This is a genomic window from Rhizobium viscosum, assembly GCF_014873945.1.
GTDB lineage: Bacteria > Pseudomonadota > Alphaproteobacteria > Rhizobiales > Rhizobiaceae > Rhizobium > Rhizobium viscosum.
On sequence record NZ_JADBEC010000002.1, the window covers coordinates 956,640 to 972,440 of the forward strand.

General features: G+C 59.0%; 14 protein-coding genes. 10 read left to right on the top strand and 4 right to left on the bottom strand.

Annotated features, from left to right (window positions below):
* The first annotated feature begins 70 nt into the window (after nt 1-70).
* On the top strand, nt 71-979 hold the full coding sequence (locus H4W29_RS25280) for a LysR family transcriptional regulator (RefSeq protein WP_192731590.1): 909 nt from the start codon (nt 71-73) through the stop codon (nt 977-979).
* A gap of 187 nt (nt 980-1,166) precedes the next feature.
* Here the strand turns inward: H4W29_RS25280 and H4W29_RS25285 are convergent, their stop codons facing one another.
* Together H4W29_RS25285 and H4W29_RS25290 are read right to left on the bottom strand one after the other, a co-directional pair.
* Nucleotides 1,167-1,850 carry a methyltransferase family protein gene (locus H4W29_RS25285; protein ID WP_192731591.1) on the bottom strand — a complete coding sequence of 228 codons (684 nt, stop codon included), beginning with the start codon at nt 1,848-1,850 and terminating at the stop codon, nt 1,167-1,169.
* 64 nt (nt 1,851-1,914) lie between these two features.
* On the bottom strand, nt 1,915-2,460 hold the full coding sequence (locus H4W29_RS25290; protein ID WP_246517451.1) for a GbsR/MarR family transcriptional regulator: 546 nt from the start codon (nt 2,458-2,460) through the stop codon (nt 1,915-1,917).
* Nucleotides 2,461-2,637: 177 nt separating this feature from the next.
* Here H4W29_RS25290 and H4W29_RS25295 point away from each other — a divergent pair, with 177 nt between their 5' ends.
* The 8 genes from H4W29_RS25295 to H4W29_RS25330 all read left to right on the top strand — a co-directional run bounded on the left by H4W29_RS25295 (nt 2,638) and on the right by H4W29_RS25330 (nt 12,226).
* Nucleotides 2,638-2,877, top strand: a complete 240-nt coding sequence (locus tag H4W29_RS25295) for a hypothetical protein (protein ID WP_192731592.1) — start codon at nt 2,638-2,640, stop codon at nt 2,875-2,877.
* A gap of 111 nt (nt 2,878-2,988) precedes the next feature.
* A complete protein-coding gene (locus tag H4W29_RS25300) occupies nt 2,989-4,821 on the top strand; it encodes an alpha/beta hydrolase family protein (RefSeq protein ID WP_192731593.1) in 1,833 nt (610 codons plus the stop codon).
* A 68-nt stretch (nt 4,822-4,889) separates the two neighbouring features.
* Nucleotides 4,890-5,585, top strand: coding sequence for a hypothetical protein (locus H4W29_RS25305; RefSeq protein WP_246517452.1), 696 nt, complete (start codon nt 4,890-4,892; stop codon nt 5,583-5,585).
* A 9-nt stretch (nt 5,586-5,594) separates the two neighbouring features.
* Nucleotides 5,595-5,783 carry a hypothetical protein gene (locus tag H4W29_RS25310; RefSeq protein ID WP_192731594.1) on the top strand — a complete coding sequence of 63 codons (189 nt, stop codon included), beginning with the start codon at nt 5,595-5,597 and terminating at the stop codon, nt 5,781-5,783.
* A 292-nt stretch (nt 5,784-6,075) separates the two neighbouring features.
* Nucleotides 6,076-7,239: a beta-barrel domain-containing protein gene (locus H4W29_RS25315; protein WP_192731595.1), complete on the top strand. Its 1,164-nt coding sequence runs from the start codon at nt 6,076-6,078 to the stop codon at nt 7,237-7,239.
* Between the two features lie 14 nt (nt 7,240-7,253).
* On the top strand, nt 7,254-9,395 hold the full coding sequence (locus H4W29_RS25320; RefSeq protein ID WP_192731596.1) for a peptidase domain-containing ABC transporter: 2,142 nt from the start codon (nt 7,254-7,256) through the stop codon (nt 9,393-9,395).
* A gap of 521 nt (nt 9,396-9,916) precedes the next feature.
* Complete coding sequence (locus tag H4W29_RS25325) at nt 9,917-11,119, top strand: DUF3422 domain-containing protein (protein WP_192731597.1); 1,203 nt, start codon at nt 9,917-9,919, stop codon at nt 11,117-11,119.
* 285 nt (nt 11,120-11,404) lie between these two features.
* Nucleotides 11,405-12,226: an endonuclease/exonuclease/phosphatase family protein gene (locus H4W29_RS25330; RefSeq protein ID WP_312872379.1), complete on the top strand. Its 822-nt coding sequence runs from the start codon at nt 11,405-11,407 to the stop codon at nt 12,224-12,226.
* Between the two features lie 56 nt (nt 12,227-12,282).
* Here H4W29_RS25330 and H4W29_RS25335 read toward each other — a convergent pair whose 3' ends face one another.
* Nucleotides 12,283-13,161: an alpha/beta fold hydrolase gene (locus H4W29_RS25335; protein ID WP_192731599.1), complete on the bottom strand. Its 879-nt coding sequence runs from the start codon at nt 13,159-13,161 to the stop codon at nt 12,283-12,285.
* 163 nt (nt 13,162-13,324) lie between these two features.
* Nucleotides 13,325-14,368 carry a LacI family DNA-binding transcriptional regulator gene (locus H4W29_RS25340; RefSeq protein ID WP_192731600.1) on the bottom strand — a complete coding sequence of 348 codons (1,044 nt, stop codon included), beginning with the start codon at nt 14,366-14,368 and terminating at the stop codon, nt 13,325-13,327.
* A gap of 167 nt (nt 14,369-14,535) precedes the next feature.
* Between H4W29_RS25340 and H4W29_RS25345 the strand changes: the two genes are divergently transcribed.
* Nucleotides 14,536-15,795, top strand: a complete 1,260-nt coding sequence (locus H4W29_RS25345) for an ABC transporter substrate-binding protein (RefSeq protein WP_192731601.1) — start codon at nt 14,536-14,538, stop codon at nt 15,793-15,795.
* Nucleotides 15,796-15,801: the final 6 nt, after the last annotated feature.

Sequence of the window (15,801 nt, forward strand, 5' to 3'; positions counted from 1 at the left end):
CCTGCTCATTTAAAGCCTGCTGAATCTGATTCACCACAGTAGTTTTCAGATAAATAGATGGGGAGACATCATGGGCCTGAGCCTAAGGCAGCTTCGCTACTTCGTCGCAACGGCCGAATATGGGCAGATCTCGCATGCGGCCGTCAGCCTGTCGATCTCACAGTCGGCTGTCACTGCAGCGATCAAGGATCTCGAATTGACGGTCGGCGTGTCGCTGTTCAATCGCGCGCCGCAAGGGATGGAACTGACGACGGCCGGGCGGCAATTTTTATCTCACGCCTATGAAATTCTGGCCAAGGTCGACGAAGCAACCCATCTCGATCTCGTCAGCAGCGATATCGAGGGAGAGCTTGTCGTCGCCGCGACCTACACCGTCATCGGCTATTTCCTGCCGCTTCACATCGAACGTATCCGCCGTCTCTATCCGAAACTGAAAATCCAGCTCTACGAGGTCAATCGCGAATCGATTGAGGAAGGCCTTCTCAGCAATCGCTACGACATTTCGGTGCTGCTGACCTCGAACATCCTCAATCCGATGCTGACGACCGAAACGCTTCTGAGTTCGGTCAGGCGTCTCTGGCTCCCGGCGGGTCACGACCTGCAGCGCCGCGACGGCATCGGCTTGCGTGAAATCGCCGAGGAACCCTACATCATGCTGACGGTCGATGAGGCAGCCCACTCGTCCTTGCGATACTGGAGCCGAAGTTCCTATCAGCCAAAGGTACTCTTGAGGACAAGTTCGGTCGAGGCTGTCAGGTCAATGGTCGCAAACGGGCTTGGCGTCGCCATCCTCTCGGATATGGTGCATCGCCCCTGGTCGCTTGAGGGGCGCCGGATCGAGACTGTGAATATCCAGGATCCGGTTCCGCCGATGGATGTTGGTCTGGCCTGGCGGGCCAATGTCGAATTCAGCCCGCCAATGCTTGCCTTCCGCCGGTATTTCCAACAGGCCTACAGCCTGCCGGGTACGAACGCATAAATGCCCTCGGCGGCCGTCTTCACGCTGCGGCAACGCGGCGAGAACTTGCCGAGATCTGCGCTCAGGCGCTGGAAGCTGCCGCCCACATGGCTCCGGGGCTGGGTCTGAGTGGAGTGCGCCGCGAACCGAAACTGCTTCGTGCTGTCGGTAGCCCAATGATCCGGCAGGGCTTTGATGGCGGACCTCCTCACCAGATGAACGGAATCAGGCGCCAGCGCACGCGACGCGCATAATCGTCATAGCCATCGAGGCCCGTGCGCAGCGTTTTTTCTTCAACACCGATCCGGATGCCTAATAGCAGGGCGAGGATGGGGACGACCGCGAGGCCCCACCATGATCCGAGCACCAGCGATGTCCCGGCGATATAGAAGAGTGCGCCCAAATACATCGGGTGGCGGACGATGGCATAAGGACCTGTCGTGATGACCGCCTGCCCGCGGTCCTTTTGTATTTTCACGACCGGCGCCGCGAAGCTGTTCGTCCGCATGACCCAGTAGATGAACAAAAGTGCTCCCAAGAGGAGGCCACATCCTACCCATTGCACGGAAGATGGCATTGCCGACCAGTGCCAACGCGCGGCGTCTGCCGCCATGAAGCCCATTCCTCCAAATATGAGGAGCAGGACGGGGATGAGGATCAGCTTGTCCGCAAGCGGCTGGCCCTTTTGCACAGGCGGCTTCAGGCGCTCTCTGAGCAGCCCGGGATCAAGGCGTACCATGATCGTCCCAAAAACGATTGAGAGCGCAACCATTTCACCGACATAGAGCCACCCGCCCGCGTAATCCATCGTGCCAGCGGCGCCGAAGATGACCGCACCCATGAAGCCGTACCAGACGATCGTCTGGATGATAAGATTTAGAACAAGACCCATTTTTCTGCCTTCCCGTCGAAGCTTCAGAATCTTCCGCGCGGTCAGCGCCGCGAGAATTCAGCCTTCACCGCGGGCGCCGGCTGCGCTTCCAACGGCTCATGGTATCTTCCATGGCGCCGCGCATCACCCGATAGAATTCCGCCATCTCCTCGAGACGTGCGTTTACTTCCTTGGACGAGACGATTCCTGCCCCGGCATTCAACTGGTCGGCCAATGCGTCGAGCAGCCGGTTCTGTTGTCGGATCATGGCTTCGTAGTCGTCCGCCACCACGTAGAGAGCGCGCTTTGTTCCAGGCTCGCTGTGGCGACGCGCGAGTGTGTAGGTCTCCAACAAACGCGCCGCCACGCTTGCGCTGCTCTTGCTGATCCCGAGATCTTCAGTGATCTGGTCGAGACTAACGGGACGGGGGCAGAGAAGCAGATGACCATAAAGCCGGGCGGCGATGGGCGGTACGCCCCAAGGCACGAGCAGCCGAGCTACATCCTCCACGAAGCGGTGCTCGCCCTTGTTTGAAATATTCGACATATACCGAATATATAGAATAAAGAGCTCACGACAAGCGTCAAACTCAGGAGCCTGCCGCGAACAGCCACTGCGCCAGTGACGCATTGAGGCTTCCGGTGACGGGGTCTTTGAGTGACTGACCGTGATCCAAAATCACCCGCGACGGTTCCAACGGGCAGCAACAAAGCCTTTGAAGGTTGACTCTCCGGCATCGGCCATTAGCTTTCCACACGCACAGAGTGCTTTCGACTACCTTACTGAAACAAACAAATGGTGAGTTAAGTGAAGGGAATCAAAGAACTTTCGCCTGGCGAAATCGATCACGTCTCCGGCGGCGCTTCCGTTACCGGGTCTGTCAGAAGCTATATTGACGGCGCGGCCGCATTGGCCGGCGGCGGGGCTATGGGTTATGCCGCCGCAATCGGTGCCGGGGTCGGTCTATCGGCCTTCGGTGTCGGCGCTCTTGCCGTCGGAGCCGTGGGCCTCGGAGCTTACGGCATCTACAGGCTCGCAACGGCCTGAGACAATCCCTTTTTAGATCACTCAGGCTCTTCGCCGTCAGGCGGGGAGCTGTTCAAGATCGGTCCGCGCCGCAAGTGGCCGATTGGCTCCATCCTCAGAAAGCGTGACCGCTTGCTTTCAGCCAGCCGCTTCTACGCCGATCCCTGGGCACGCTGGGGATACGAGCCGAGCTTTGATGGAACACTGCTGGCCTGGTGGGGCACGAAGGGCGGACACCCGGCGGTTTTCGTCGGCGAGATCACAGCAAAGCCGCTCAAAGCTTTCGTCAGCTTTTCCGGACCCCTGTTGCATTTTTCCTGGCGCGGCTACGCTAACCGGCTGCTGCTGACGGAAGGCGACCGGCTGTTCGAGGTGGATCCCAGACGTCCGAACGAACGCATCGACGTCACGCCGCAGGGTTTCCAGACCTGGCAGATCATTGCGGAGCCGTCCGCCCCCGACGCAAGACAGGCCGTCATCTCGCACGATCGCAGCCCCGCCTTCACCGATCTTTATACGACGCTCGCCGACGGCACGGCACGGCAACTGCTCGAGGAGAATTCCGGGCGTACGGAGAGCTGGCTGCTCGATGCCGATCTGCTGCCCTGCCTGCGTGTCGAGCGCGGCGAGGACGGCGCCAGGCGCTATGTCGCAAGGCTTGGCGACGGCAGCTGGAAAGAGATTGCGGCGCTTAAGCCCGAGGAAACGCTGATTATCTGGAATGTCGACCCGCATGGCCTGCGCTACGAGGCGCTGTCGAACCGCGGCCGCGACAAGATCGCCCTTGTCGGCATCGATCCTTCAACCGGGCAGGAAACCGCAATCGCCGGCAGCGATGCCGTCGATATCCTCGATGCGATCCGTTTCAACCCCGCAGGGCCGACCGACCTTGTCGTCATCCGCAACGGCTTTCCACGGCTCGTGCCTATCTCTAAACGCGGTGAGGCCTTCGCCGAACTCGTGTCGGGTGCTGGTCGCCATGCGGATTTCGAGATTACCGGCGCATCGAAGGGTGGCAGGATCATCGCCGCCTCCGTCTCCTTCGACGCGCAGCAACCGCGCGCCATGCTTTTCGATCTCGCTGCGAAAACCGATCTGAGGCTCGGGCCTGAGCAGCAAGCGCTACCCGCGACGGCAACCATGCCCGTGGAGATTGCCGCGCGCGATGGCGAGCAGTTGAGCGCCATTCTCACATTGCCCGAAAAGGCCACAACACCTATGCCCGCCGTCATCGCCGCCCATGGCGGCCCGGCGCGGCATGAGAACTGGGGCTTCGACCGCGACAGAGCCTTCCTGGCAAGTAGGGGCTATGCCGTGCTGTCGGTCAACTATCGTGGCTCGACCGGTTTTGGAAAGCGCTTCCAGGCACTCGGCTTCCGGCAGTTCGGCCGCACCATGCCGGACGACCTCGCCGATGCCGCACGCTGGCTCATCGACAAGGACATTGCCATACCCGGGCGCATCGCCATCCAGGGCGAGAGTTTCGGCGGCATGATCGCAGCGCTCTCCATGAGCCGCGACTCCGGCCTGTTTGCTGCCGCCATCATCGACTATCCCGTCGTTGACCTGCCGTTCCAGATGGAACACAACCCTGCCGGCTGGGCGCTTTTCACCGAGCAGGTGGAGCAATATTTCGGCACACCCGTCAACAAGGCGGATGCCCGCGCGCTCACTGAATCCTCGCCGATCAACCAGGTCGAGCACGCCCAGGGCGCCTTCCTGCTGACGGCAGGCGAAGCCGATTCGATCGTCGGTGCGGAGCAGACCAGGCGGTACGAAATGGCGCTGCGCAAAGCCGGTCGCGCGGTGACCGCTCTCTACTTCGCCGGCGAAGCACACGGCTACACGAAATGGCAGACGAAACTGGCCAGAGCCCGGGCGATAGAGCTCTTTCTTGCCGGTTGCATTGGCGGAAAGGCAAAAAAAATCGATTGGCGGACGGCCCTGGCAAGGCATTGGAAATAAGAAAAATTTGCGCCTCCGGGTGATTTATACACGCAGCGCGCGTCAATCTCATTCATCACGAAGGGTTGATGCTCGCGCTGATTGCTCTAAACTTGCCCTCGTTCGCTAGAAACGGCGGATTTCTGTTCACCTCGGAGGCACCTATGGCTGACGTTCAGAGCGTTAACGCAAATTCGAACGACTACTACATCCTTCCCCTCGAAGACTTTGAGATAGATGCGGTCAATGGCGCCGGCTCTTGGGTCGGCCACGTCGATCGCGGCATGATCGGCGGCACGGCTGCGGCCGGCGCTACCTTTTCGACGACAGGCAGTCTCAGCAAGGCAGGGATAGCCAGCGGATTTGGATTTGCGGCGGGTGCTGGGAACAGCATCTACAATGGCGGATTATCCGGTAGCGGCAATTCGAGCGGCCGCGTGATCTGCACTCATTTCTATCGACGTGGAAAACTCGATCGCGATCTTTGGCGTGCGGATCTTGAGTTCACCTTTGAGAACCTGTCGGAAACCACCATTCGCGGCTATCACTACTGGGCAATCCCTTACGTACGCTTGATGCGCCGCAGCCGGCTCGCAGAACAGATCATGTATCCGCTGGCAAGGGCCCGCGCCGAGGAAATAGCCTTCCAGGCGGGCCGTCGCGCCAAAGGATCGATTTCCGGTAAGATCGTCCGCCTGATCGGCGAACCGATCTGCTACTTGATTGGCTCAATGGTGAAGCAAAAGGATTTTGCGCCACTCTGGACCGAAATCAGTAAGGGTTGAGGTGTCGCCATGACCGCATTCCAACGCATTATCATCAGCGAAATCGGTCTTTCCGCCGTCATTGCGGCGGCCGCGGTGATCGGATTGCCGAAGCTCAGCGATCCGGCAGCACCGGTAAACTATCCGCTGGCCGTCATCGTGTTTCTGGCATGCTCCGCTGCCTTCGTCGGATACGAACTTTTCGCCCGGCGGAGCTGAGCTTTCGAATTTGACGCGATTGGGGCCGGGTCGCCGGCCTCATTCTCATTGCTCAGGGGCCACCCCCTCCGTCAAAAACTTCATTTTTCCTCTCAAGGTTGACGAATATTCCTCTTTGCCTAGCTCCCTTAAGGACGACAGAGGAGGAAATTCAAATGAATGTCCACACAGGCATCCTACCCGCCCTGCCCCGCCGTTGCTTCGATCATAGAGGTCTTGTCTCGCTGAGATGAACCTGTTTCGCCGAGAAGCTCTGGAAAGACAATCCCAGCGGCTGGCTGGAACGGTCTCCATGGCCGTACCGATCGGCTGGCACCTGACCGGCTATCTGATGGCCGTCGTGCTTGCAGCCGTCGTGATCTTCCTCTCGACGGCGAGCTATTCGCGCATCGTGCAAGCCACCGGTGTCATCCTGCCGGACAAAGGCATTGCCGTGGTAATCCCGCCCCGCGCCGGCGTCATCATGCAGATGATGGTGGCCGATGGCGACCATGTAAACGAGGGACAGGAACTGATCGCCGTGCGCTCCGAGGACTATCTCGTCAGCGGCGAATCCGCCTCAAAAAAAGTCGCCGAGATGCTGCAGCGGCAGAATGCCAGCATCGACGAGCAGCTGCAGGAAGTAAAGAATGACGAAGCGTCCCAGACGGCGCAGTTTTCCGCTCAGATCTCCGGCTTCGAAACGCAAATTGCCAAGCTCGAAAGCCAGATCGGCCTGCAGCAGGATCTCATCAAGTCGATCGAGGCCGATGTCGAGCGCATTCGCGGCCTCGTCAGCAAGGGCATCGTGGCGCAGCGCGACGTGCTGCTGCGCGAGGACTCGCTGACCGAGCGCCGTCAGCAAATGTCGGTGATCGAAAGTACGCTGTCCGAGCGCCGCTCCGATCTCTCCGATGCGCAGCGCATGCTCGACCAGGTGAAGGCCCGCGCCAACGAGAAGAAGGCATCGCTGGAGACCGAGCGCGAAGACGTCAATCGCGGCATGGCGACCAACGAGCAGTCGCGCGCCTATATTATCCGCGCCGCCATGCCCGGCACTATATCCGGGCTCACCGCCAGGATCGGCGAGGCCGTCAATCCGCAGCAGGCGCTGATGAGCATCGTGCCCGAACGGGCCGTGCTGCATGCCCAGCTCGACGTGCCCAATGCGGCGATCGGTTTCGTCGAGGTCGGCCAGGATGTGCGGCTCGCCATTGACGCTTTCCCCTACCAGAGCTTCGGCACTATTGGCGGCCATGTCAGCAGCCTGTCGAAAAGCCCGGTATCGCGTAGCGGCGCCGGCAGTGCCAACCTCAATTATCTCGTCAAGATCGAGCTCGAACGGCAAGATATCCTCGCCTACGGCAAGCCGCAGGCACTGTTTCCCGGCATGACGCTGTCGGCCCGCATCGCGACAGCCCGCCAGTCGCTGCTGGAGTGGCTGTTCCAGCCGCTCTACGCCTTGCAGCGCCGGTAAGGAGGCGCGCCCCAGTGAACACTGCCGTCCTCCAATCAGGGTTCCTCTACAGCGCCCGTGTGCGGCTGATCCGTCAGACGGAGGTCAGCGAATGCGGCCTTGCCTGCCTTGCGATGATCGCCGGCTTCTACGGCCGCAGCATTGATCTGGCGACCATGCGCCGGCGCTTCACGCCCTCGCTGCGCGGCGCGCCGCTTTCGAGCCTCATCAAGATCGCCGACCAGATCGGTCTGTCGCCGCGCGCCGTCAAGCTACCGCTGGAGCAGATCCCCAATCTGGCGCTTCCCGCCATTCTCCACTGGGACATGAACCACTACGTGGTGGCCGAAAAGGTCTCGGCCGGCAAGGTGCTGATCCACGATCCTGCGGGAAGAAGCGAGTGGCTGCAGACCTCGGAAGTGTCGGGCCATTTTACCGGCGTGGCGCTGGAGCTGAGGCCCAACGAAACCTTCGAGAAAAAGAGCGAGCGCGAGACGCTGCGCTGGTCGCAGCTCTGGAGCCGTATCACTGGGCTTGCCGGCGCCTTCGTGCAGGTGCTGGTCTTGAGCCTGGTGCTGCAGGTCTATGTGCTGGCGCTGCCCTACTACCTACAGATCGGCATCGATACTGCCTTGCCGGCTCTCGACCACGATCTGCTCAGCGTCCTGGCGCTGGGCTTCGGACTGTTCACCGTCTTCAATGCGGCCGCGAGTTTCCTGCGCTCCTTTGTCATCCTTGCAGCGGGTTCCGCCCTCGGATTCGGCATTGCCGCCAATATTGCCCGCAAGCTCTTTCGCCTGCCGCTCGAATGGTTTCAGAAGCGCGAGGTCGGGGACATTCTCTCACGCTTCCAGTCGGTGACACCGATCCAGAAGCTGCTGAGCGAAGGAATTGCGGCAACGCTGGTCGATGGCGTGCTGGCGCTGACGACGCTGGTTATCATGTTCTTCTACAGCGCCAAGCTGGCGCTGGTCGCTATCACCGCCTTCTTCCTCTACTTCGTCGTGCGCCTCGTCTCCTTCTCACTGGAACGCCGGGCGCAGGAGGGCAGCATCATTGCCCATGGCAAGGAACAGACGGCGCTGATCGAGACTATTCGCGGCATCCAGACCTTCCGGCTCTACAACCGGGAAAGTATGCGCCACAGCATGTGGCAAACGCTGCTGACGGATGCAGTTAACGCCAATATTCGCGTTGCCCGCGTCGGCATCTGGCAGAGCACAGCCAATGCGCTGATCTTCGGGCTGGAAAACATCGTCACGATCTGGCTCGCAATCGGTTTCGTCATGGATGGCGGCTTCAGCGTCGGTATGGTGTTTGCCTATCTCGCCTACAAGGGCCAGTTCCTGGAAAAGACCGGCAACCTCGTCGACCAGGCAACGGCCTTCTTCATGCTGCGCCTGCATCTGGAGCGTCTGTCCGATATTGCACTGGAACCCGACGATCGCAGCTTCGGCTCAACCGAGAATTCGATGACAAAGCTCAAAGGCTCCATCGAGCTCAAGAACCTCTCTTACCGCTATTCGCCGACCGATCCGCTGGTGTTCTCCGATGTGGGCCTGAGGATCGGCGTGGGCGAGCATATCGCCATCACCGGCCCCTCGGGCTCGGGCAAGACCACGCTCTTGAAGCTGATGATCGGGCTTTTGGAACCGATGAGCGGCGACGTGTTGATCGACGGCATGTCGCTCGATCAGTTCGGCCATAAATCCTTCCATAACCAGATCGCCGCCGTGCTGCAGGACGACAATCTCTTCGCCGGCTCGATCGCCGACAATATCGCCCTCTTCGACGAGCAGCCGGACCGGGACGCCATCATCGCCGCCGCCAGAGCCGCAGCCATTCACGACGAGATCATGGCGACACCGATGCAATATGAGACATTGGTGGGCGACATGGGTTCCAGCCTGTCCGGCGGCCAAAAGCAGCGCGTACTCCTGGCGCGTGCCCTTTATCGCAAACCGAAGATGCTCTTCCTCGACGAAGGCACCTCGCACATGGATGTCGCCAACGAGGCCCGCGTCAACGCCTCGGTTAAGACCCTCGGCATCACCCGCATCGTCGTCGCCCATCGACTTGAAACCGTGGCTTCGGCCGATCGCGTGCTTTATCTTGACCAAAACGGCCTCGTGTCGGTTGAGACAGAGCATGTGTTCAGTGATGGTGGCGAAAGGTGATTTGTCCGAACACAATCGCGCGCGATCCCAATCTGGATGACCCGATGGGTGATGACCTTGCCTCAAGTCTTATCCAGTCTTGAGTTCGCTCCAGCAGTCGACCAACCACGGCGCAGGGGGGGTGGGTGACGTGACAGAGATTGAAGATGAGATCGACATGCTACAGCAACTGTGCCTTGCGCTACATGAAGCGTCGTTCTCCGGGCAGATCACAGCTGCTGTGTAAAGTCCAAGGGGCGGGAAGCACGAGTCCTATGTGCCTAGCAATCAAAGACCTGTCAGCGGTCGGCGTGTCTCCCACGGATGGGTGCGTTTGCGAAAAGCAGGCGGAGCGAACGGCTGAAGGAAGGCCTTATTCAGATGCGTCTTAATGTCAGGCCAAAGTAAAATCGATTAGCAATATCCGGGACGGTTGACCTCCTGCGATCTGGCTGCTTTGGAAAGCTGTACTTCGATAGAACAATGATTTTTCGTTGAGGGCGAATTCTTAGCGGTTTCGGCCCTTCCTGCGGTGAGATTATATGACGTCGGATTTCAACGCCGAGCTCCATGCCCGGCCTTCCATCTACTTTACCGGCCCCGCCTTTGTTGAACACATCGCGCTCATGCCGTCCGCCCTCCCCGCCTTACATGGCAGCCGCTATTTGCCCGACGGAGGTAACAATGACGATCCGCGAACACAAGTAGAGCACCACACCGAGTTCGTGACTATCACGCGTGTCACCCAATTGAGCGCAGAAATCGACGCGTGGCCGGTTTCCAGCCTTTCGGTCGAAGACATTGCGGCGCTGGTAGAAATGGACACGCCACGGCTCATATCCCGGGTGGGTATCCTGGTGCTCGACTCTGCACCGGCAGAACTCGGATTAACCCTTTCAAAGCTCGGTTTTCGCGATACCGCTGCGTCGTTGATCGGCGGCGGCGCGGCACAGGTGTGTTCGGATTTCCGTGTCCAGGACGACCAGACGAGCCGCATCCTTCTTTTCAACAAGGATCTGAATGCCTACCGCCTCGGTAGAATGGTTCGGAGGATCTATGAGATCGAAACCTATCGATCCATGGCACTGCTCGGTCTTCCCGAAGCCCGCCGGCTCGCTCCGCTGCTCGGAGATTACGACAAGAAGCTCGTGCAGTTGACGAACCGAAACCAGACGACGCCGACCACTGAGCACAAGAAACTGCTCGACGAAATCTCCGACCTGTCCGCCCGGATCATTTCGGCGGCTGCCGAAACACGTAATCGTTTCGGCGCAACGTCCGCCTATGCAAAAATCGTCGAGGAGCGCATCGGTGAGCTACGCGAATCTCATGTTCCGGGCTTTCAGCGGTTTGGCGTTTTCGTCGCGCGGCGCTTCCGGCCTGCTGTTCGAACCTGCGAAGCGACCGCGTTGCGCTTGGATCAGCTCTCCCACGCAACGATGCACCTGATCGACCTTCTGCAGACACGCATACAAGTCGAGATCGAATATCAGAATGCCATCCAGATCCAGGCGATGGCAGAGCGGGCAGCCACACAGGTCAAGATCCAAAGGGCGGTAGAAGGATTTTCTATCATTGCCATCAGCTACTATCTTCTGAGTCTGCTCAAAGTCGCCTTCGAGACAGCCGATCACGCTGGCTTTCACATCAGCCCGTTGGTGATGCTTATGTCGATCCCACTCGTTATCGGAGCCGTCACCATCTCCATACTGCGCGTAAAACACGCGCTTTCAGCGCATGACTGAACACTCAATTCCACGCGAAATTCTTTTCAGAGCGGCCACCGGAATAACGGAAAGCCTGGTTCTCGATCAGAGAACGAAAACTTAAGCCCCTCAGGACGTTGTGCGCTGGGACCCATCATCTGTGACCCTGCCCACGTTTGGCGGGCCTAGTCCGCGCGCCAGGACCAAGGTTCGGAGCTAATTGTGTGAAGATGCGTTAGAACGACAGATCAGCGATTACCAAGGCATCTATTTTCCGGTGCTGCCGCGCAACGAAAAGGAAATCTTGTGATGCGCATAAGGATCGTGACGCTCAACGTCTGGAATACCGAAGGCGATTCTCGGCGGCCGGCAATCATCAACCGAGAACTGCATCGGCTTAATCCCGATCTGATCGCTTTTCAAGAAGTGGTCCAGACGGGTGATGTCAGAATGCTTGACCGCCTGCTCGAAGGTCTGCCGCTTCAACGGACGCATCAAAGCGATCTGCAAGAGTTTAACCCTCCATTCTCCGAGCGCTATGGCGGCAGCGCCGTCGCCACCCGATGGCCGCATCGTGCGGTTGAGGCCCTCGACCTGCGAATGGCGGGCGTGGTCGACGTGCCTTGGGCGACACTCGCCGTTGTCGTGGAGTTGCCCCGGTTGGGTGAACTGCTTTTCATTGGGGCAACTGCCGCGTGGCGGCTTGATGCTGAGGCGGCCCGGGAACGACAGGCTATAGCGATCACCGATCTCGACGTGCGCCATCGCTGCGACCTGCCGACCATCATCGCCGGCGACTTCAACGCTGCACCGGATGCTGCGAGCATACGCTATCTGTCGGGCCGGCAATCGCTGCAAGGCCGTAGCGTCCTTTACCACGATGCATGGGCAGTAGCTGGCGAAGGTCCGGGCTACACGTGGACGGTCGACAACCCAAATGCGCTTTCCGGCTCGGAGCAGATCGTCAGGCAGCCCGGTCACCGGTGCCGCTTCGATTACGTGTTCGTCGGCTCGTGGGATGCACATCCCAAGGCGCATGCCGTCATCCAATCCGCAACGCTTGCTTTCGACAAGCCGATTGACGGCGTCTGGGCCAGCGATCACTTCGGAGTCATGGTCGATCTAGAAGTTGGGGTCGGTGGCTGAGAGCATCGTTGTGATCGCGCCGGCCCGTTTGAAGCTCGTCCTGGCAGATCATCCGTTCAGTTCACGCCATCATCACATCGGGTCGTTGGTTTGCCGGAGGAATAAACTCGGCCAAGAAAATCGCGCACGAGTGAGAGCACCTCATCGAGGTTGGTCTCAAGAAGCCAATGACCGCCATCCAGCAGATGCAGTTCGGCGTCGGGGAGATCGCGGAGGTAGGCGCGCGCCGACGTCTCCGGCATGTACCCGTCCTGCGGTCCCCAAATGATCAGCGTCTGCGGACGATGCTTGGCGAGGTAGTGCCGATGTCGCGGAAACCAGGCGCGGTTTTCTTTCAGGCCCGCGATCAGATCAATCGCAATCTCCTTGCGCTTCGGCGTCATCAACGACCAATGCAGCTTCCAAAGGTCGGGCGGAATCTGCCGGGCGAGCTCAGGCCCCACATCGTTTAGGAATTCCTCCCTGAATGTCTGTTCTTTGATCGCCTCCGCCAGTTTCCGCCTCATGTCGGGGCGGGATAGCCGCCAGGTCTTCTCGATCTCGGCATATTTCGGCCCCAGCGCATCCTCGTACGGGATATCGCCATTTTGGATGATGAGCGCTGCGATGCGCTCTGGTGCCTTGATAGCCAGCCGCGCGCCGATGGGAGATCCGAAGTCATGGAGATAAAGTGCGAAGCGCTGCACGCCGACCGTCTTGACGAAGCCGTCCAGAAAGCCGGCATAGCCATCGAAGCTGTAGTCAAAGTCGTCAGGCGTCGCACTGTAGCCGGCGCCGGGAAAGTCCGGCGCAAGCAGTCGCCAACGATCCGACAGCCTAGGCATGAGATTGCGGAATTCGTACGACGAGCATGGATAGCCATGCGGCAACAGCACTACGGGTGCGTTTTCAGGCCCTGCCTCGCGGTAAAAGATATCGATGCCGTTGACGGTCACATATCTGTGGATCGTTGGTTGCACGCATACCTCGCAGCCGCTCAGACTCCTTGAAGATTGACACCAAACCCTTCGAACGTCTGTTGGTTCCCTGTGATCCGGCAACAGTGGGGTGGCGACGATGAAGGTCGACCGATTGCATGAGGGTCGAGCGAGAAACAAGCTAGCGAAAAGATGTTACGAACGCGCGGGGGCGGCTGACCGAATCCCGTTCAATAAGTTTGCAGGGCAGAACCCACTGGGACGGGCCACTTTCATCACCCTGTAAAAGCGTGTCCAAGCGCTCCGCGCCCCTCAGACCGAGGTCGTAGTATGGCAGTGCCGCAGTCGTCAGTTCCGGTTTCAGGGACTTCGAGACCGTTCGAAAATCATCGAAGCCCACGATGCTGACATCTTCTGGAATCCGCAGTCCCAGAGACAAAGCCGCGATGTAAATTTGAATCGCCATTTCATCATTGCCGCTCATGATCGCGGTGGGGCGGTCCTTGTGCGTGAGCATCTCCGTCGCTGCCGCAAAGACATAGTTGCTCTCTGCCCCGACGCTCCCCTCCATACCAAGTCTGATAGTGAGGTCTTCCTCGGAGAAACCGAATTCCCTAGTTGTCTTGAGGAATGCCTCCAGGCGCAGTTCGGCGCCCAGAAGAATCGGATTGAGCCGGACATATCCGATCCTGCGATGGCCGTGCTCAACTAGGTAACGCGTAAGATCGCGGGCGCCCTGGTAATCATCGGGCTCAATGGACTGTAATAGCTCGCTTGTTTGTGGTCTGCAGTTGATCATCACTGTCGGAATTCGAACGTCGCCGACGTCAGGATCCACCACACGATGGTACATTGTCACATAGAGTACACCATCGATTCGATGGGACTGGAACATCTTCCAGATTTCTACCTCTCGCTCAGAGGAGCCACCGGTATTGGCCATGAGGATGGTTTTTCCGTTTGCATTTGCCCAATCCTGAATTCCCCGTACGATATCGACTGAGTACGGCGTGGTGGATACATAATCGGTGATGATGCCGAATGTGTTAGAGCGGCTCGAACGAATAAGGCGCGCTGCCATGTTGGGAATATAGCCAAGGTCCCGGATCGCCTTTTCCACTTTCTCTCGGGTTTCCTCGGTCACATAAGGCTCACCATTAATAACGCGAGAGACTGTTTTATTCGAAACCCCGGCCGCTTTCGCGACGCTGACAATGCTGACCATGTCCGCCTATCTCCTTGCCGGCATAGGTTCTAAACCAGATGCATGACAACGTCGACATATTTTTCTGACAACGTCGACAATGTGCATTGACAACGTCGTCATATGCCACCTATGTTCTTGACAAGCGAGGGCCGCTCGGAGGGCCTGGCGTATCAAGGGAGGAATCGATGAAGAAACTGGCTGGCGCTAGCGCACTTGCGCTCGTTCTGATGGCGGCCTCTGCCAAGGCTGAAACCATCAATATCCTGGTCGAAGGCGGCGGCGAGATGCTGCAGAAGGCGGTTGCCGAGAAGTTCACCGCCGACACTGGTATCAAGGTGAATTTCACTGTCGTCCCCTATCAGGGTGTCTTTGACAAGTTCTCCGCTGAAATCGCCTCCGGCTCTTCGGCATTCGATGTCGTGACGATCGATGTCGTGTGGAATGCGAAATTCGCGGATCATGTCGAAGATCTCTCGTCTCTTTTCATCGACGGGGTTCGCGCGGACCTGCCGCCCACTCTTCTTGCCGACGCCAAGGTCAGCGAGAAAATGATCGGTATGCCCGCTTGGGCGAATGCCGAGATTGTGTTCTACCGCAAGGACCTGTTCGACAAGCCCGAGGAAAAAGAGGCTTTCCAGGCAAGGTATGGCTATCCTCTCGCGCCGCCCAAGACCTGGCAGCAATGGCGCGACATCGCAAAATTCTTCACGCGCGACACCGACGGCGACGGCAAGGTCGACTTCTGGGGCACCGACACGATCGGCACATTTTCGGAGGAATGGATGGCGCATGTGCTGCAGGCGGGCTCGCCCGGCGTGATCCTCGACAAGGACGGCAAGGTCATCATCGACAACGAGGCGCATAAAAAAGCGCTCGAATTCTATATCGCGCCGCACTGCACCGACCATTCCGTCCCGGAGAACGTCAACGAAATCGGTTGGGGCGAGGCGCAGAACCTTTTCTATCAGGGCAAGACGGCGATGATGAAATTCTGGGCGCACGCCTACAAGATGACACCAGCGGATTCAAAAGTTAGCGGTAAGGTCGGCGTCGCGCCGATGCTCGCCGGCGACGCTGGAATCGCTGCGATCCCTGGTCCTTGGTACAATGTCGTTCCGACGACCTCCCAGCACAAGGACGCCGCAAAGAAGTTCATTGCTTTTGCGATCGCCAACAATGCGTTGGGCATCGAGGCCCCGCTCGGCCTGGCGGCGACGAATTCAGCCTATCGCAGCTATGTCGGCAAGCCCGGCTATGAACATTTCACGCCACTCCTGGAGACGCTGAGTGCCCCCGCGACGCAAGGCCGGCCGATAAACGAGAAATATCAGGAAATCGTCGATGAAGCCGTCCTGCCGGCGGTTCAGCAGGCGCTGACCTGCACGGCCGATGTCGGAGACGTGCTCAAGGAAGCCAGGGAAACGATCGAGGACATTCTCAACTGACCTCGT